Here is a 17,877-nt window from a genome sequence, read left to right on the forward strand (position 1 = left end):
CCATGCTCAGAGACGGCACCTTCTACGAACCACGCACCCCAACCACCGCTTGACGAAACACATAGAGGCACCCCCCCGGCCCCGTCCGCCCGCCCCTGCCCTCTGGCGCTCGGGCCCGGCAGCGGGCAGCCTCGATGGAGCCCTGTCACCGGCCGTTCCGCCGAGGAGAGACATGCCGAGACCCGCCGACGGAACAACCACCGCCTCCCCCGGTTACCGACCGAGCGGCGCGCGGCCGGGTACGGAGGCGCGCCGTCCGCGCATCGCGTTCGCCATGGAACCCGCCGCGGCCCAGAGCCTCCTCGAGGCCGAAGTCCTCGACGCGCTGGCCGAGTTCACCGACCCCGAGCCTCTGCCCGCGCTCCACGGCCTCCGTACCGACAGGGCACGGCGCGTCCTCGCCGACGTGGAGCTGCTGGTCACCGGCTGGGGCTGCCCGCCGCTCGACGAGGACGTCCTCGCCGCCGCCCCCGCGCTGCGGGCGGTCGCGCACACGGCCGGCAGCGTGCGCGGGCACATCACCGAGGCGTGCTGGGAGCGGGGCGTCGAGGTCTCCTCCGCCGCCGCCGCCAACGCCCGTCCGGTCGCGGAGTACACCGTCGCGATGATCCTGCTCAGCGGCAAGCGGGTGCTGGAGACCGCCCGCGCGTACGCCGCCCGCCGCGACCGCGGCGACTGGCTGGCCTCACCTCCCGGCATGGGCAACTACCGTCGCACTGTGGGCATCTGCAGTGCCTCGCTCATCGGCCGCAGGGTGATCGAGCTGCTGCGCCCGTACGACTTCGAGGTGCTGCTGTACGACCCGTACGTCTCCGCCGAGGAGGCCGCCGCCCTCGGGGTGCGGCCGGTGGAGCTGCCCGAACTCTTCGCGGCCGGAGACGTGGTGAGCGTCCACACGCCGCTCCTTCCGGCGACGCGCGGACTGGTCACCCGCGAACTCCTCGCCGCGATGCGGCCCGGCGCCGTACTCCTCAACACCGCGCGCGGCGCCGTCCTCGACCAGGACGCGCTCACCGAGGCGGTCCTCGCCGGGCGGATCAGCGCGGTGCTGGACGTGACGGAGCCGGAGGTGCTGCCCCCTGGGCACCCCCTGTGGGAGTGCGAGAACGCGCTGATCACGCCGCACATCGCCGGCTCCCTCGGCAACGAGCTGCGGCGGCTGGCCGATCTGACGGTCTCCGAAGTCGCCCGCTGGGCCGCGGGAGAGGGCTTCGCCCATCCCGTACGACGCGAAAGGCTGGCCTACCTGGCATGACCGGACCCTCTGGCGCCCCGTACCCCGCCCGCTTCGAACTCCCGCCCGAGGACAGGGAGTCGAGCCCGTACACCGGATGGACGCGCGCCCACTGGGAGGCCGTCGCCGACGGGCTGCTGCACGCCGCCTGGCGCTACGCCACACCCCGCGGGGCGATGCTCGACCTCCCGGGCCGCCCCTCCCGCTCCGGTGTCCGCTCGGACGGGCTCGAAGGCTACGCCCGCACCTTCCTGGCCGCGGCGTTCCGCGTCGCGGGCGCGGGAGGCGAGGACCCCCACGGCTGGCTGCAGAGGTACGCCGGCGGGCTGGCCGCCGGAACCCGCACGCCCGGGCGCGAGGACGCCGAGTCGTGGCCGCCGGTCCGGGACCACACGGTCATGGGGCAGCCGATGGTGGAGTCCGCGTCCGTCGCCCTCGGGCTGCGGCTGACCCGCACCTGGCTGTGGGACCGCCTCGACCCCGGCGTCCAGGACCGTGCCGCCGAATGGCTGCGGGGTTCGCTGCGGCACGTACCGGCGCCCAACAACTGGTACCTCTTCCCCCTGACCGTGGCCGGATTCCTGGAGTCCGCCGGACGCGGCGACAGGGAGACCTGGCTGGCCCTCGAACGCGGCACGGAACTCCTGGACGGCTGGTACGCCGGCGACGGCTGGTACAGCGACGGCGACGGCCGCGCCTTCGACCACTACAACGGCTGGGCCCTCCACCTGTATCCGCTGCTGCACGCCCACCTCGCCCAGGACACCGGCCAGTCGGCGCGCCACGGCGCGCGGTTGCGCACCTTCCTGGAGAGCTACGCGCTGCTCTTCGACGGCAACGGCGCGCCGCTCCACTTCGGCCGCTCCCTGACGTACCGGTTCGCCGCCAACGCGGCCGTCGCCCTCGGCGCGCTGACCGGGCACACCCCGCTCGCCCCCGGCGCCTCCCGTCGCCTGCTGAGCGGATCCCTGCGCTACTTCCTCGACCGGGGCGCCCTCACCGAGGACGGCCTGCTCTCGCTGGGCTGGCACGGCGCCCACGAAGCGACGCTGCAGGACTACTCGGGCCCCGCCTCGCCCTACTGGGCCTCCAAGGGGCTGCTCCCGCTGCTGCTGCCCGCGAGCGATCCGGTGTGGACCGCACGGGAGGAGGCCGCACCCAGCGAGGGCCCCGACCGGGCGCTGGCACTCCCCGCCGCCGGGCTCCTGATCCAGTCGACCGGCCGCGACGGGCTCGTCCGCCTCCACAACCACGGCAGCGACCACGTCCCGGCCCACGAGGGCGAGAGCGCCCTCGCCGAGGACCCGCTCTACGCCCGCCTCGCCTACTCCACCCGCACCGGTCCCACGGCCCGCGGCAACGTCCCCGACAACCATTTCGCCGTCGAACTGCCCGATCCCCGCGACCCGCTGGGCGGCTCCACCCGCAGCGCCCGCCTCCGCATCCGCCCCCTCGGCGCCGAGGCCGCCCCCGACGGCACCTGGGGCTGGGCGGCCTCCTCGCACTCCCCGGTCTTCGCCTCGGGCGGCCCCATGGTGCCCGGCATGTCCGTGCAGAGCGTGACCTACGTACGGGGCCCCTTCGAACTGCGCGTGCACCGCGTGACCGGAGCCCCGCCCGGAGCACGCGTACGGCTGACGGGCTGGGCGACGCCTCCGCAGCAGGACTGCCCGTCCGGCGAGGAACCCGTCACGGGGCGGCTGCACGGCCTTCACGGCTGGAGCGGGACCGGACGGCCCTCGACGCTGCGGGCGCCGCAGGGCACGGCGTTCACCCGGTGGGCGCTCGTACCGTCCCTGACCGGCGACGTGCGGGGCACGGCGCTCTTCGCCGCGCTGGCCTCCCTGGCGCCCGGCGGCGCTTCCGCGCCGGAGGACCCCGCCCTGGAGGCCGCGGCCGACCTCGTCTCTGCCGGACGTGACTCCCTCGAGGTCCGATGGGCCTCGGACGGCGCCCGCACCCGCATCACCTTCACCCCGCAGGCACCGCGGATCACCACGGCTCCGGGCGACGGCTGAGCACCCTCCGTCCCCGGGACCGGCGCGCGACGCCGGGGCTTCAGCCTTCCGCGCCGCCCCTGCCGCGTGACGGGTCCTGCCAGCGGGGGTCGTTCTCCCACTCGGCGTTGCGCTCCTGCGAGGTCTCCAGCGCGCGTGCCGCCTCGGCGGGCGTCCCGAACGGGCCGAGGCGGTTCTTCGCCGGGCACTCCGGGCCCTCCTCGACCTTTCCGTGCTGGAGGCAGTAGAACCACTCGCCGGGCTTCCCGGCGGTCTTGCGCTTGAAGAGAGCCATGGAGTCATGCTCCCCCCTGAGCCCGGTCCCTACCACAGTTAGACTCGCGCACATGTCTGGCCAGTCGTTGCTCTCCCCCGGCGAGCTCTCCCCGCACCGCTCCGTCCCCGCGTCGATCCCGCGTCCCGAGTACGTCGGCAAGGACGCCCCCACGCCGTACACCGGGCCCGAGGCGCAGGACGAGGAGACCGTCGAGAAGATGCGCGCCGCCGGCCGCATCGCCGCGCGGGCGATGGCGGAGGCGGCGGCGCACATCGCGCCCGGCGTCACCACGGACAAGCTGGACGAGATCGCGCATGCCTACATGTGCGACCACGGCGCCTACCCCTCGACGCTCGGCTACCGCCGCTTCCCCAAGTCGCTGTGCACCTCCGTCAACGAGGTCATCTGCCACGGCATCCCGGACTCCACCGTGCTGCGCGACGGCGACATCGTGAACCTGGACGTCACGGCCTTCGTCGGCGGCGTGCACGGCGACACCAACGCCACCTACCTGTGCGGCGACGTCGACGAGGAGTCCACGCTGCTCGTCGAGCGGACGAGGGAGGCGCTGGCGCGGGCCGTCAAGGCCGTACGCCCGGGGCGCCAGATCAACATCATCGGGCGGGTCATCGAGTCCTACGCCAAGCGCTTCGGCTACGGCGTCGTCCGCGACTTCACGGGCCACGGCATCAACTCGTCGTTCCACTCCGGCCTGATCATCCCGCACTACGACGACGAGCGGGCCACGACGGTGATGAGGCCCGGCATGACGTTCACGATCGAGCCCATGCTGACGCTCGGCACCCACGAGTGGGACATGTGGGAGGACGGCTGGACGGTCGTCACCAAGGACCGCAAGCGCACCGCCCAGTTCGAGCACACGCTCGTCGTCACCGGGACCGGCGCCGACATCCTCACCCTGCCTTGAGACGGGGCCTCCGGGACTGCGGACCCGGCACGCGGGGCCGGGGGCCGGCGGCACGGCGCCTTACGAGGTTTTCCCGACACCCTGTCGGTAAATGATGTCGTCATGACCCCACAGCTGCCGGCAGGACACCCCTTCTCCGCCCACATCCGTGACGCCTCGCGCGCACAGCACACGGAGGCGGAGAACAGCACGTTCGTGAGCGACATGCTCGGCGGGAAGCTCGGGCTGGCCGCGTACGTGCGCTACACCGAGCAGCTGTGGTTCGTCTACCGGGCGCTGGAGGAGGGGGCGGGCGGCCTCGCCGGCGACCCCGTCGCCGGGCCCTTCCTTCGGCGGGAGCTGTTCCGGCTGCCGTCGCTGGAGCGGGATCTGGACCACCTCCACGACGGCACGGACTGGCGCCGTACGATCACGCCGCTGCCCGCCGCCTCGGACTACGCGGACCGCATCGCCGAGGTCGCCCGCGACTGGCCCGGCGGCTACGTCGCGCACCACTACACCCGCTACCTCGGCGACCTCTCCGGCGGGCAGGTCATCCGCTCGACGGCCGAGAAGACCTGGGGTTTCACACGCAAAGGCGACGGGGTCCGGTTCTATGTCTTCGAGGACATCCCGAACCCCGCCGCCTTCAAGCGGGGGTACCGCGAACTGCTCGACGCGGTACCGGCCGACGATGCGGAGAAGCGGAACATCGTCGGCGAATGCAGGCGCGCCTTCGCGCTGAACACGGCCCTCTTCGAGGAACTGTCGGCTCTTCAGGCCCCCGTCCCCTGACTCCCGGTCAGCGGGCGGGAACCGTCGCGCCGCGCGCCCGCAGGATCAGCCCATGGCCTTCTGCGCCTTGGAGGTGTCGGTCATGGGCGAGGGGTAGCGGTCCTTGCACAGCTTCACGTGGCCCACGTTGTGGACGTAGCGCGCGCTGATCCAGTACTGGCTGTTGCGCAGCTTGTACCAGTAGGCGTTGCCGTGGATGACCTGCGCGCGGACCTTGCAGTCCAGGCCCCGCTCGGCGCGGTAGGGCAGGACGTACTTCACCGAGGAGTCGGTGCTCGGGTACTGGCGCACGTTCAGGCCGGACTTGGCGGTGACGACGCCGTAGGGCTTGTGCGGGTGGGCGGCGACGGCGGCCTCGGCCGCGCTCGCCCCCAGGAGCGATCCGCCCAGGAGGACGGCGGAAGCCGTGGCGGCGATCCGTACACGACGAGCAGTAGTGGCAGCCATTCAGCTGCCTCCTTTCCGTAAGCCGCGAGCGGGCGGGGCCCGGAGGCGGCGTCGGGAGGACGCGTTCTCCGATGGACAGCCCCACGCCGGATCACGGAACAACTGGGACGTTCTGCCCGATTTTATGCAGCTGTGTCCCGGTTAAGGCGTCAGCACACGCGGAGTTCGGGGTTCGGCACGGTGTTCAGCGGCGCCCCCTGACGGGGCCGCGGACGGCGTCCGGCAGGACCGCTCAGCCAGCCGCCCGGCCGGACTCAGGGAGCCTTCGGACGGGTGCGCCGCGGCGGCCGGGGAGCGACCCTCCGCCCCTCGACGGCTGATCCGCGGTCGGTCCGCGGCTGACGGCACGTCACCCGCTGCCTTCCCGGCCGCCGCCCCAGGCCCGGAGGACCCCGCGTGCCGCTCCGCACGCAGAACCTCCCGAAGGGCTCCATCGCTCCCCCTCAGGTGCGGTCGCTGCGCCGCGCATGATGTCATTCGCCCCGGCCTCGGGCACGGACGCCGCAGGCCGGGCAGTAAAGTGCGTTACCGCGAGGCGGGCGGGGAGGTCGACCACGATGAAGGCGCGACAGACGCGACGGGCGCTACAGGTACGGCTGCTGGGGGCGGCGGCGACCACGACGGTGCTGACGGTGGCACTTTCCGGATGCGTGACGGTGCACGGCGAGACGGCCGTGGTCCCCGCGGTCTCCAAGGCCGAGGCGAAGAAGGTGCTCGAGAAGTTCAGCAAGACGAGCAACAAGGCCAACCGGGCGTTCGACGTCAAACTGAACTCGACGGTGGAGACGGGCGCGCTCGGCGCCATCGACCAGGCCGGTCTGAAGTCCCGCAAGAAGGTGCAGCCCGAGGGCAACCCCGGCTACAAACCCCTGCGCCTGTCCGACGAGCGGTTCCTGATCCCCAAGCAGGCGGGGTGGCCCAAGTTCTTCGTCGCCGACACCCAGACCAACCGGATGCGGAACGGCCGGTGGCTGTTCGTCTTCCAGCGGGACAGCGCCGACGCCCCCTGGAAGGCCTCCTACCTGGCGGTGATCGAGAACAGCGAGATGCCCGAGTTCGCCGTCGGCAAGGGCGGCTACGCGAAGGCCGTGCCCGGCACCAGCGGGCACGGGCTCGTACTCGCGCCGGACGAGCTGAGCGACGCCTACGTCAGTTACCTGCGCGACGGCAAGGGCGAGGAGGACTTCGCACCGGGCGCGCACACCAGCAAGCGCCGCGCACAGCGTGAGGGCTCGGCCAACAGGCCGGGCAGGCGGACGGAGTTCGCCGACCAGGCGGCCAAGGCGCCGCAGTACGCGCCGTTCGGCCTGCGCACCGAGGACGGCGGGGCGCTGGTCTTCTTCGCCTCCCACCACCACAGCAAGGAGACGTTCGCCGAGGGCTACAAGCCGCCGGTGAAGGACCCGCTGCTGAAGGCGCTGATGACGGGCGAGCCGAAGCAGTCGGTGACGTACGTACGGGTGTCGGAGCAGGCGGTGACCGTGCCGTCGAAGAAGGCCGGCGGGCAGGTCGGCTTCCTCAACCGCATCGACGGGCTGACCTCCGCCAAGGGCGAGTGAGCCGGCCCGCGGGAGTGGCGGCGGCAGTCGGCGTCCTCCCCCGCGACCGCTACCCGATCGGGTGACTGGGGCCGCTGCCTGACGGGACGTCGGCACAGTGGCCGTCAGGCGAGGGCCGGCGGCCCGCCCGCGGTCAGCGCACCGGCCAGGGAGCGGTCTCCTCGCCCGTGTACGCCGCGCAGGCGTCGGTGAGCGCCTCCAGGAGCGTCAGCGGCTCCGGCAGGACCTCCGGACCGCCGGCACCGGAGACCGGCGGCCGCACCCAGCGCACCTGCGCCTCCTCTCCGCGACCGGGGAGCGTGGCGGGCGGTACGAGCACGTAGCTGCCGCGGCAGTGCCAGCGCAGGCCCGGGTGCTCGTCCATCGTCTCCGGGTGGCAGTCCAGTTCGCAGGGCCACCACTCCTCCTCGTCGTCCGGAGTGCCGCGCGTGGCCGTGAAGAAGAGCATGCGGTCGCCGCCCGAGACGGCGACGGGCCCCAGCGGCACCCCCTCCGACTCCAGCCGCTCCAGAGCCGCCCGGCCCGCCTCGGCGGGTACGTCGAGCACGTCGTGGTCCTTGCCGGTGGCGGCGACGAAGTTCGCCTCGGGCTGGCTCTCGGCCCAGCGCCGGATCTGCTCGGAGTCCGTGGTGGCCTGCGTCTGCCAGCCGAAGGAGACGGGGTGACGTCCGGGAGTCGGGCAGCCGATGCGTACGCAGGAGCAGCCGTACCCCGAGGGGTGGGCGGCGGGCGCGAGCGGGAAGCCCGCCTCGGCGGCGGTCAGCAGGAGTTCCGTACGGGCGCGGGCGGCGTCGGCTTGCGCGCCGGCGTTCCTGGCCTTCGCCCGGGGACCGGACCGCGTGAACTGGCGCAGCCACCGGTCGAACCTGCTCTCGCTTTCCATCTACCGCCTCACTCCGCACCTAGCGACCACACAACCGTGGATCTCCGAGACTACGCAGCACAGCGCGCACTCTGCGGCGAATCCACGGATCGGGGCTGACCGACCGTCACGCACAAGCGCCGTGACCGGTCGCGATGCTGTCTCTCCGCACGGATCGTTCCTGTCCTGGCGGGGCGGGTACCCGTGCGCGGCGGATCCTTGTACGGCAGCCGCGCCCGCCCGGCCCGGTACCGCCGCGGGGCAGCCGTGACGCATATGCCGTGCATGCCGTGTGTACCGCGTACCTCCACGTATGGACCGCTCCGGACGGCACGTGCCGTGACCCCCGCCTAGCTTGTGAGCCATGGTCGCGGTCCCGCTCACGAGCGCCAGGGCCCTGCTGCTCCGGCTGCTCTTCCCGCTCGCGGTCCTGGCCCCCGTCGCACTCGCGCCGGGGTGCGCGCCCGCACGCATCCGCGCGGACGACGGGCCCCTCGTCGACGGTCTTCCCGGGACGGTGTACGCGGCGCACCGGGGCGGCGCCCTCGAAGTGCCGGAGAACAGCATGAGCGGCCTGCTGGCCACGTACCGCGAACACACCACCCACGTACTCGACGTGGACGTGCGTTCGCTCCGCGGCGGAACGCCGGTGGCGATGCACGACCGGACGCTCGACCGGACGACCGACCACAGCGGGCCCGTCGGCGAGCTCTCCCTGCGGGACTGGCGCCGGGTGCGCATCCGGCCCTCCCCGGACCTGCCGGGTAACTGGCGCCGGGAGCGTCCGCCGACGGCGGCGGAGGTGCTCGACCGGTTCGGCGGGAAGACCGTGCTCAACATCGAGATCAAGGACGCGGAGGCCCTGCGGCCACTTGCGCGTCTGGTGCGCGAGAGGGGTCTGACGAGGTCCGTCTACGTGCAGTCGAACAGCGTGCGGCTCGCCGCGCGTGCGCACCGGATGGGGCTGCTGACCTCGGTGTGGCGGTCGGTGGAGCAGGCCCGTACGGACCGGCCGTCCCGGTGGCGCCGCTTCGTCGACATGCTCAGCGTGGACCACCGCGCGCGCGGTTCCGACATCCGCAGGGCGGCACGGTCCGGTATCGCACGGGTGTGGGCGCACACCGTCCTCACCCCCGCCGCACGGGACCGGGTGCTGCGGCTGGGATGCGACGGCGTGATGACGGACGCCCCGCGGCTGCTGGCACGCACGGACAGCGGCGAGCGGCCCAGGACGGCGAACATGCGGGCCCGGAACGGGAGTTGATACGGGCGCCGCCGAGGGGCCGGGAGGTGCCGGGAGCGGTCCGGAGGGACCGCCGGGGCAGCCGGGCAGCTGGGCAGCTGGGCAGCTGGGCAGCTGGGCAGCTCATGCTCCGCCAGGAGACGATCACCGGGTCGGTGCGAGTGCCGCGTGCTGCTCCGTCCGTTACGTAGGCTCGACCGGCATGGAAGCAGCGATGCCCTTCGTCCATCACCTGGGCGTGTTCGCCTCGGACTTCGAGGCGAGTGAGCGCTTCTACACCTCCGTGCTGGCGCCGCTCGGCATCGGCGTCGGCTATCGGGCCGACGGCGTGACCGAGTACTGGCATCCGGAGCGGGACACACCCTCGCTGTCCCTGGAGCGTGCGGAGCAGGCGAATGCCGCCACCAGGGGGATGCACATCGCGTTCACGGCGGGCAGCCGGGACGCTGTGGACGCCTTTCACGCGGCCGCAGTGGCGGCCGGGGGCACATCCCGGCACCCTCCTCGCTCATGGGGCGAGTACCGCGCCTACTGCTCGTTCGTCAGCGATCCCGACGGCAACAACGTCGAGGCCGTTCACAAGGAGATCCCATAGCGGACCGGTTCTGGACAAGCCGCTTCGGTTACCGGGCGGCCGCCCCCAGCGGACGCCCTTCTCGCCGAGAACGCGAGCCCGCCGTGAACACGAGCCCGCCGTGAGCGCGGCACGTTCCGTCCGCTGGGCGGCCTCGTGCCCTAGGTTTTGTCTGACAAATCCCGCCTGGTTGGCGGTGTCCGGCACGCACGTCTGCTGCGTTGTCGGACCGACCGAGTAGCCCACTACGAGGACGGACCTCCGCCTTGCACCCGCACGCACCAGACGACGCGAGCCCCGCCCTCCGGGCGAACGGCGCCATTTGTCAGACAGCCCCTAGCGGGGTGCGAGTCCCCGCAGCGCGAGGTCGACGAGCGCGTCGGTGAACTCGTGCGTGAGGTTGCCGGTGCGCTGCAGCCAGCGCTGCTGAAACGGGCCGAGCAGCATCTCCACGGCCAGCCCGATGTCGACGTCCTCCGCGATCTGCCCGGCCTCCTGCGCGGAGCGGAGCCTGCGGGAGTAGACCTCCATGCCGGGGGCCATGAGCCGCTCCAGGAACTGCTCGGAGAGCTCCGCGTCGGCCGCTCCGGCCACCGCGAGCGCACGGTAGGGGGCCTCGAAGGCGGCATCGGTGAACTCGTCGACCGTCGCGCGGAGCACCTGCTTGAGATCCGCCTCCAGGTCGCCCGTGTCCGGGATGCCCGCCTCGTACTCGTCGTCGGTGACGACCGTGGTGAAGGCCTCCAGCAGCACCGCGGCCTTGGAGGGCCACCAGCGGTAGATGGTCTGCTTGCCGACGCCGGCACGGGCGGCGACCGCCTCGATCGTCAGCCTGTTGTAGCCGACCTCGCCGACCAGTTCCATGCTCGCGTCGAGGATGGCGCGCCGGGAGCGCTCGCTGCGGCGGGAGGCGTCGGGGGTGCGGAAGCGGCGCCCCCCGGAGGCGGAGGACGAGCCGGGAGCAGCGGAGGACATGGGCAGAATCTAGCAATCCCCGGAGGCGGGACGGACTGCCCGCCCGGGGTGCGAACTCCCCCGCGGACCCCGGGAGTCGGAAGGGCCGAGACGACGGAGGAAGGGGCGCGGCAGAAGGGCGGGGGCCGCCCGTACCGTCATGCGGCGAACCGTCGGCGGGGCCACGGCCGCGGGGGACGAAACGGCGGAAATGCCTGGCAGGGCGGCCAGTCGGGCGCCCGGGAGGCCCCGGCGGGAAAAGATTGCGGATACTTCTGCGCGCGAAGGGCTCCTGAGGGCGCACCATGGGCGAGCAAGGTACTCGTCGACCACCCCGTGAGGAGCCTTCGTTGTACGGACCCGGGTACACCCCCCGCCGCTTCCTGATGTGCCCACCGGCACACTTCCGCGTCACGTACTCCATCAACCCGTGGATGGATCCGGACAAGCCCGTGGACCTCCCCCTCGCGCAGGCCCAGTGGGAGGAGCTCCGGGACCGCTACCGCGCCTACGGTCACACGGTCGAGGAGCTGGAGCCGCTGCCCGGCCTCCCGGACATGGTGTACTCCGCCAACGGCGCCCTCGTCGTCGACGGCCGGGTCCTCGGCGCCCGCTTCGCACACCGTGAACGCGCGGACGAGGCGGCCGCCCACCGCGAGTGGTACCGCGCGAACGGGTTCACGGAGGTGCGGGAGCCGGAGCACATCAACGAGGGCGAGGGCGACTTCGCGGTCATGGACGACTGGCTCCTCGCCGGCCGGGGCTTCCGCAGCAGCCCCCTCTCGCACGGTGAGGTGCAGGAGTTCTTCGGCCGTCCGATCATCGGCCTCGACCTCGTCGACCCGCGGTACTACCACCTGGACACCGCGCTGTGCGTGCTGGGCGGAAACGAGGTCATGTACTACCCGCCCGCCTTCTCGCCCGGCAGCCAGGCAGTGCTGAAGCGCATGTTCCCCGAGGCCCTGATCGCGGCCGAGACGGACGCCGAGGCGTTCGGCATGAACTCGGTGAGCGACGGCCACCACGTGTTCCTGCCGCAGGCCGCCGTCGGGCTGCTCGACCCTCTGCGTGAGCGGGGCTACGAGCCGATTCCCATCGACCTGTCGGAGTTGCTGAAGGGCGGCGGCAGCGTGAAGTGCGTCACCGCCGAACTGCGCCCGGCGGCCTGATCCGCGGAGCGCGCGGGCACCGCGCGTCAGCCCGCGCGCTCCCTTCTCACGTCCGTACGACCACACGTCCGTGCGACGTCACGCCCGGACGCCGCCTCCCGTCCGCGTCTCCCGGCGGCCGCGGCCGGCTCCCGTCAGCCGGCGGAACCCGCTCCGCCTGTGCCGGGGCCGGGCACGGGCCAGGTGTCGCCCCACTTCACGTCGCGGGCCTCCCGGTAGGCCGCGCCGTGGCGCTTGGTGACCGTCGCCGCGCGGAGGCCGTCGTCGCGGGTGCACAGGTCGAGCAGGACCTGGCCCTTGCGTTTCTGCGGGCGGCGCACGACGCGTCCCGTGGCCGGCTCTCCCGTGATCTCCGGACGGACGGCGGCGACGTAGCTGAACTTCTCGTCCTCGTACGGCAGTGAGCCGCTCTTGACCTGCCGGAGCAGCGAGGACCTGTTGACCCGTGTCCCGAAGTGGCACCAGTCCTCGCCCGGCACCATCGGGCAGCGCGCGCTGTGCGGGCACGGCGCGAGGACGCGCATACCGGAGCCGATGAGCTGGTCACGTGCCGCCATGACGCGGGCGTAGCCGTCGGGCGTCCCGGGTTCGGTGACCACCACCGCGGGAGCGGCGCCGATCGCGGCCGCGACGGCAGCGTCGCGGTCGGGCCCGGACAGTTCGCCCAGGACGTAGGAGACGGTGACCAGATCCGCGGACGGCAGCGGCGTCCCGTCCGGCTGCCCGCGCAGCGACCGGAGGCGCCACTCCGCTTCGCGCAGGGCCCTCCCGGTTCCGGCGTCTCCGGCCGTGCGGCCCGCGCCCGCTGCCAGTTCGCGTCCCAGGCCGAGGGCGGGTTCCGCCCAGTCGAGCACCGTGGTGCGTCGGGGCCCGCCGCCGGGGGCGTCGTCGCCCCAGACCGCTGCGGCCGCCCACACGGCGGCGCCCGTACCGCCGCCCAGGTCGAGGTGGGTGGCCGGCCGCCAGCCGCCGGTGCGTGCGGCGAAGTCGGCCAGCGCCGAGGCTGCCGCGGCGAAGGTGGCGGGCATCCGGTACGCCGCGTAGGCGACGACGTCGGCGCGGTCGCGCAGCAGGGGTGCGCCCGTCGGGGTCTCGCCCCGGTAGCCGGCCATGAGCCGTTCCACTGCGGCGGACGCCTTCCGGGGAGGCAGTCCGTCGACCAGTCGGGCCAGTGCGCCCCGCAGTTCTTCCTCGATCACCGCAGCAGTCTATGGAGCGCGCGGACAGCGGAACGCGGGGCGGTAGGGCTCGGCGGCCCGGGCCGACCGCGGCCGGGCCGGGGGCTTCGCCGTCACCGGCCCGGATGGCCTCCCGTCGTCAGCCGCGGGTACGCCACGGCCGGCACAGTCCGGCGAACGCGCCCACGGCGATCGTCAGCGCGCTGAGCTGGACCACGGCCATCGGCACGGCCGTGTGCTCCCCGGCGATGCCGACCAGCGGTACGGCGACGGCACCGACCAGGAACTGGGCGGTGCCCAGGAGGGCGGAGGCCGACCCGGCCGCGTGGGGAGCGCGCATAAGGCCCTGGGAGTTGGCGTTGGGCATCACGAATCCCATGCCGGTCATCAGGACGCACAGCCAGGCGGCGACGGGGAAGAGCCCCGCGTGCCCGAACACCCCGCTCGTCAGCAGGAGCAGAGCGATCGCGGCGGCGACGGTCATGCACAGCCCGAACCCGAGGACCCTGTCCAGCGGCACCCGGCCCACCAGGATCTTGCCGTTGATCTGTCCGGCGGCGACGAGGCCGATCGAGTTGACCATGAAGAGGAGGCTGAAGGTCTGCGGGCTGGCGCCGTAGATCTCCTGCATGACGAACGGCGAGGCCGAGACGTAGGAGAAGAGCGCCGCGAAGGAGAAGCTGCCCGCCACCATGTACCCCGTGAAGACGCGGTCGGCGAAGAGGCCGCGCATCGTGCGGAGGGCGTTGGGGACGCCGCCCTTCTGGCGGCCGCCGGGCGGAAGGGTCTCGGGGAGGCTGCGCGCCGTGACGACGGTGATGAGTACGCCCGCGCCGGCGAGGATGAGGAAGACGCCCCGCCAGTCGGTGAAGCGGAGTATCTGGCCGCCCAGTACGGGGGCGAGGATCGGGGCGAGCCCGCCTATCAGCATGAGAGTGGAGAAGAAGCGGGCCATGGCGAGGCCGTCGTACATGTCGCGTACGACGGCGCGGGCTATGACTATGCCCGCGGCTCCCGCGAGGCCCTGCACGACGCGGCAGACGATCAGCGTCTCGATGGTGGGCGCCAGCGCGCACGCCGCGCTGGCCAGCACGTAGGCGCACATCCCGATGAGGAGCGGGCGGCGGCGGCCGAACTGGTCGGACATCGGCCCGACCACCAACTGCCCCGCGGCGAGCCCCAGCAGGCACGCGGTCAGCGTGAGCTGCGCGGTGGCCGCGGGGGTGCCGAGTGTGCTCGCCACCTCGGGAAGCGCCGGAAGGTACATGTCCATCGACAGCGCCGGCAGCGACGTGAGGCTGCCGAGGATGAGCGTCACCAGCAGGCCCGCGCGGGCGCGCGGGGTCAGCCCGGACCCGGCGGGCTTGGAGACCGTGTGCGGTGCGGTGCGCCGTCCGGCCGGCGCCGCGTCCGCGGCGGGCGTGCCCACCGGGTCGCCGGCGGGTGCGGCGGCTCCCGCGGCGTGCTCGGACGGGGCCCCGCGGGAGCCGCCGCCCAGTTCGTCGCCCTGGACGGCGGGTTCGTGGTCGGCGGTGGATGCTGTCGCGGCGGCCGATCGGGCCGAGCCGGGGTCGGTCATGCACCTCTCCAAGAGATTGTTGTCAGCCCATACATTCTCCCAGAGCTTCTTCAGCCCGGCCCACTGGTTTCCCGTCCGCCCCACCCGTACACGAGGTCCGCGCGCACTGCGTCAGGCCTGGGTGAGGCCCGGTTCGCCCTTGCGGGAGACGAAGGTGGCGGCGGTCGAGACGGGCGCCCCCGGCTTCGTCACCACGTCGACCGTGCGGTAGTCGGCACGTAGTTGCCGCTGGTCAAGGGTGATGAGGACGTATCCGCGGCGGCCGTCGTAGAAACGCATATGGGGGTTGGCCTCCATCAGGGTCCGCCAGTTCCCCGGCCGGGCTACTCCGTCGCCTCCGCTGGCGAGCGAGGTGGTGACCAGTTCCACACCGACGGTGCGTGACGCGGCGTCATCGAAGTCCTCCTTGATGTCCATGGCGTAGTGCACGTGCACGTCCCCGGTGAGGACGACCAGGTTCTCCACGCCCGCCGCCCGCGCCGACTCGACGAAGCGCCCGCGCGCCGCCGGGTAGCCGTCCCAGGCGTCCATCGACAGGGGGTAGGGGCCGGTGGTCCGTTCGCGGCGGCGGGAGAGGACGCACTGCTGCGGCACGAGGTTCCACACCGCGCGCGAGCTCCGCCAGCCGTCGGCGAGCCATCGCTCCTGGGCGGCGCCGAGCAGGGTCCGCTCGGGCCGTTCGGTCTCCTCGGTCGGCACCTGCCAGCCGTCTCCCGCCGCCTGGTCGTCGCGGTACTGCCGTCCGTCCAGGACGTCCAGCTGCGCGAGCCGCCCGAAGTGCAGCCTCCGGTACAGCCGCAGGCCCGGGCCCGAGGGCTGCTGGGGCGGGCGCAGCGGAAGGTTCTCGTAGTAGGCGCGGTACGCGGCGGCCCGCCGGGCGGGGAAGACCTCGGGCGGGGAACCGTCCGGCACCTCGTCCGCGTAGTTGTTCTCCACCTCGTGGTCGTCCCACGTGACGATCCAGGGGTGGGCGGCGTGCGCGGCCTGCAGGTCCGGGTCGCTGTGGTAGAGCGCGTAGCGCAGCCGGTAGTCCTCCAGGGTGGTGGTCTCCTTGTTGAACCGGTCGGGGAGCCGGAGGGCCGGGTCGGCGCGGTCGCCGCCGTGGGTGTCCACCGCGTACTCGTAGAGGTAGTCGCCGAGGTGCAGGACGGCGTCGAGGTCCTCCTCCTCGGCGAGATGCCGCAGCGCTGTGAAGTACCCGTCGTGGTACGCCTGGCAGGAGACGGAGGCGAAGCGCAGCGACGCGGGGTCGTCGTCGGCCGCCGGAGCGGTGCGGGTGCGCCCGGTGGGGCTGGTCCAGTCGCCCACCGTGAAGCGGTAGTAGTAGCGGGTGCGGGGCTTGAGGCCCTCCGGCACGACGTGGACGGAGTGGTGGAACTCGGGGTGGGCTGTGACTTTCCCGCTGTCGACCGTGCGGGTGAAGCCCGCGTCCGAGGCCAGCTCCCAGCGGACGTCGACGGCACCGGCGGCGAGGCCGCTGTCCGGTTCGAACGGTTCGGGTGCCAGGCGGGTCCACAGCACGACGGAGTCCGGCAGCGGGTCGCCCGAGGCGACGCCCAGCGTGAAGGGGTCCTTGTCGATGGCTGACGGGTCGAGTCCCGGAACGGCCTGGGCGCGCAGGGGGAGGTTCGTACCCAGGGCGAGCGCCACGGTCGCCGCCGTCCCCGTCAGCAGTCTGCGCCGGCCCAGGTGCCGAGCCGCCGCACGATGATCGCTCTCCGTGATCAATGGCTGCGTCATACATGCGATTGCACAGTCCGCGGGAGGCTGTGAGTCGGCAGACACGCGACAGGCACATGGCGATCCGGTGGCCTGCCGCCCGCGCGGCGGCGTGCGGGCGGCGGCACGTACTCTGCGCGCATGACGACGAGCAGCAGCGCGGACCCCGGACAGGGCGGAGGCACGGCGGGCCAAGCGGGCAGGACGGCCGTCGTGACGGGCGCCGGTTCCGGCATCGGCCGGGCCGTAGCCGTCGAACTGGGCGCCGCGGGCTGGTCGTTGACGCTCGCCGGCCGGCGCCGCGAGCCGCTGGAGGAGACCGCACGCCTCGCCTCACGGGCCGCCGGGGCCCGCACGGACGCCGGTGCTCCGGCGGCTGCGGGACCGGCCGCCCACAGGGTCTGCCCGACGGACGTCACCGATCCGGACTCCGTGACGGCGCTGTTCGACGCAGTGCGGGACGGCGACGGCAGGCTGGACCTGCTGTTCAACAACGCCGGCGTGTTCGGCCCGTCCACGCCGCTGGAGGAGATGACGCCCGAGGAGTGGCGGGGCGTCGTCGACGTCAACCTGACCGGGGCGTTCCTGTGCGCGCAGGGCGCGTTCCGCCTGATGAAGGCGCAGAGCCCCCAGGGCGGGCGGATCGTCAACAACGGCTCGGTCTCGGCGCACGCGCCCCGTCCCGGCTCCGTCGCCTACACCGCGACCAAGCACGCGATGACGGGCCTCACCAAATCCCTCTCCCTGGACGGCCGCCCGTACGGCATCGCGTGCGGGCAGATCGACGTCGGCAACGCGGCCACCGAGATGACGGCGCGGATGCGCGAGGGCGTACCGCAGGCGAACGGGACGACCGCAGCGGAGCCGCTGATGGACGCCGCCGATGTCGCCCGCACCGTGCTGCACATGGCGCAGCTGCCGCTGGAGGCGAACGTGCAGTTCGTGACGGTGATGGCCACGGCGATGCCGTACGTCGGACGCGGCTGACGGCCGTCCGGCGGGAGCGGGCCGCCGGACGTCCGGGGAGCCGGCCGTTAACCCCGCTCCCCCGCGCCCCGTCGGCTCCGGACGCGGGCGGATGTCGCCGTCTGCCGGACGGGATCCGGCCGGACGGGATCCAGGTCGTTTGGATCTTCGCGGGCTCGCGACGCCCAGCACGCCCGTCTGCTGCGTTGTCGAAGTAGCCGAGCACTCCCCTGGCCTTCGGCATGGGAGACCCCAAGTACGAGGGCGATCCTCCGCCGGGCATCCGGACGCACCGGACGCCACTCGCCGAACCACGAAGATCCAAACGACGCACCCTAGCTGTTCTGTCCACGGAGGTTGGTGACGGTGATCACCGGTAGGTGATCTTGAAATGGGTGAGGGCCTTCTGGCTCGGTG

Annotated in this window: 16 protein-coding genes; 9 read left to right on the forward strand and 7 right to left on the reverse strand. The window is 72.9% G+C overall.

Annotated elements, in window-relative coordinates; translation table 11 throughout:
- The first annotated feature begins 274 nt into the window (after positions 1 to 274).
- The gene (locus IEY56_RS27930; protein WP_229712263.1) at positions 275 to 1,255 is read left to right on the forward strand and encodes a hydroxyacid dehydrogenase; all 981 of its coding nucleotides are present in this window, start codon (positions 275 to 277) and stop codon (positions 1,253 to 1,255) included.
- Complete coding sequence (locus IEY56_RS27935) at positions 1,252 to 3,252, forward strand: DUF2264 domain-containing protein (RefSeq protein ID WP_189040083.1); 2,001 nt, start codon at positions 1,252 to 1,254, stop codon at positions 3,250 to 3,252. Before IEY56_RS27930 ends, IEY56_RS27935 begins: the two co-directional genes overlap by 4 nt.
- A 40-nt stretch (positions 3,253 to 3,292) precedes the next feature.
- Here IEY56_RS27935 and IEY56_RS27940 read toward each other — a convergent pair whose 3' ends face one another.
- Positions 3,293 to 3,526 (reverse strand): hypothetical protein, encoded by a 234-nt coding sequence (locus IEY56_RS27940; RefSeq protein WP_045863151.1) that lies wholly within the window; start codon positions 3,524 to 3,526, stop codon positions 3,293 to 3,295.
- A gap of 52 nt (positions 3,527 to 3,578) precedes the next feature.
- Between IEY56_RS27940 and map the strand changes: the two genes are divergently transcribed.
- Both map and IEY56_RS27950 read left to right on the forward strand, forming a co-directional pair.
- Positions 3,579 to 4,436 carry a type I methionyl aminopeptidase gene (gene map, locus IEY56_RS27945; RefSeq protein ID WP_189040084.1) on the forward strand — a complete coding sequence of 286 codons (858 nt, stop codon included), beginning with the start codon at positions 3,579 to 3,581 and terminating at the stop codon, positions 4,434 to 4,436.
- 102 nt (positions 4,437 to 4,538) lie between these two features.
- Positions 4,539 to 5,210, forward strand: a complete 672-nt coding sequence (locus IEY56_RS27950) for a biliverdin-producing heme oxygenase (RefSeq protein WP_189040085.1) — start codon at positions 4,539 to 4,541, stop codon at positions 5,208 to 5,210.
- 45 nt (positions 5,211 to 5,255) lie between these two features.
- On the opposite strand, the gene IEY56_RS27955 is transcribed toward IEY56_RS27950, so the two are convergent.
- The gene (locus tag IEY56_RS27955; protein ID WP_045863154.1) at positions 5,256 to 5,657 is read right to left on the reverse strand and encodes an SH3 domain-containing protein; all 402 of its coding nucleotides are present in this window, start codon (positions 5,655 to 5,657) and stop codon (positions 5,256 to 5,258) included.
- Between the two features lie 557 nt (positions 5,658 to 6,214).
- On the opposite strand from IEY56_RS27955, the gene IEY56_RS27960 reads away from it, so the two are divergent.
- Positions 6,215 to 7,216 (forward strand): SCO2278 family lipoprotein, encoded by a 1,002-nt coding sequence (locus IEY56_RS27960; protein ID WP_229712261.1) that lies wholly within the window; start codon positions 6,215 to 6,217, stop codon positions 7,214 to 7,216.
- A 133-nt stretch (positions 7,217 to 7,349) separates the two neighbouring features.
- Here IEY56_RS27960 and IEY56_RS27965 read toward each other — a convergent pair whose 3' ends face one another.
- The gene (locus IEY56_RS27965; RefSeq protein ID WP_189040086.1) at positions 7,350 to 8,099 is read right to left on the reverse strand and encodes a bifunctional DNA primase/polymerase; all 750 of its coding nucleotides are present in this window, start codon (positions 8,097 to 8,099) and stop codon (positions 7,350 to 7,352) included.
- Between the two features lie 343 nt (positions 8,100 to 8,442).
- Between IEY56_RS27965 and IEY56_RS27970 the strand changes: the two genes are divergently transcribed.
- Complete coding sequence (locus IEY56_RS27970) at positions 8,443 to 9,342, forward strand: glycerophosphodiester phosphodiesterase (RefSeq protein WP_189040087.1); 900 nt, start codon at positions 8,443 to 8,445, stop codon at positions 9,340 to 9,342.
- Between the two features lie 181 nt (positions 9,343 to 9,523).
- A complete protein-coding gene (locus tag IEY56_RS27975) occupies positions 9,524 to 9,916 on the forward strand; it encodes a VOC family protein (RefSeq protein ID WP_189040088.1) in 393 nt (130 codons plus the stop codon).
- Positions 9,917 to 10,231: 315 nt separating this feature from the next.
- Here the strand turns inward: IEY56_RS27975 and IEY56_RS27980 are convergent, their stop codons facing one another.
- Complete coding sequence (locus tag IEY56_RS27980) at positions 10,232 to 10,870, reverse strand: TetR/AcrR family transcriptional regulator (protein WP_189040089.1); 639 nt, start codon at positions 10,868 to 10,870, stop codon at positions 10,232 to 10,234.
- Positions 10,871 to 11,199: 329 nt separating this feature from the next.
- Between IEY56_RS27980 and ddaH the strand changes: the two genes are divergently transcribed.
- Positions 11,200 to 12,018, forward strand: coding sequence for a dimethylargininase (ddaH, locus tag IEY56_RS27985; protein WP_373292208.1), 819 nt, complete (start codon positions 11,200 to 11,202; stop codon positions 12,016 to 12,018).
- A gap of 134 nt (positions 12,019 to 12,152) precedes the next feature.
- Here the strand turns inward: ddaH and IEY56_RS27990 are convergent, their stop codons facing one another.
- From IEY56_RS27990 to IEY56_RS28000, 3 genes are all read right to left on the reverse strand, one after another.
- Complete coding sequence (locus IEY56_RS27990; RefSeq protein WP_229712262.1) at positions 12,153 to 13,217, reverse strand: small ribosomal subunit Rsm22 family protein; 1,065 nt, start codon at positions 13,215 to 13,217, stop codon at positions 12,153 to 12,155.
- Between the two features lie 118 nt (positions 13,218 to 13,335).
- Entirely contained in the window at positions 13,336 to 14,775 is a 1,440-nt protein-coding gene (locus tag IEY56_RS27995; RefSeq protein WP_189040090.1) for a multidrug effflux MFS transporter, read from the reverse strand.
- Positions 14,776 to 14,886: 111 nt separating this feature from the next.
- The gene (locus IEY56_RS28000) at positions 14,887 to 16,515 is read right to left on the reverse strand and encodes an alkaline phosphatase D family protein (protein WP_189040091.1); all 1,629 of its coding nucleotides are present in this window, start codon (positions 16,513 to 16,515) and stop codon (positions 14,887 to 14,889) included.
- A 120-nt stretch (positions 16,516 to 16,635) separates the two neighbouring features.
- Between IEY56_RS28000 and IEY56_RS28005 the strand changes: the two genes are divergently transcribed.
- Positions 16,636 to 17,481, forward strand: a complete 846-nt coding sequence (locus IEY56_RS28005) for an SDR family oxidoreductase (protein WP_189040092.1) — start codon at positions 16,636 to 16,638, stop codon at positions 17,479 to 17,481.
- The last annotated feature ends 396 nt before the right edge of the window (positions 17,482 to 17,877 follow it).

The sequence above is a fragment of the Streptomyces daqingensis genome, assembly GCF_014645895.1.
In the GTDB taxonomy this organism is placed as follows: domain Bacteria; phylum Actinomycetota; class Actinomycetes; order Streptomycetales; family Streptomycetaceae; genus Streptomyces; species Streptomyces daqingensis.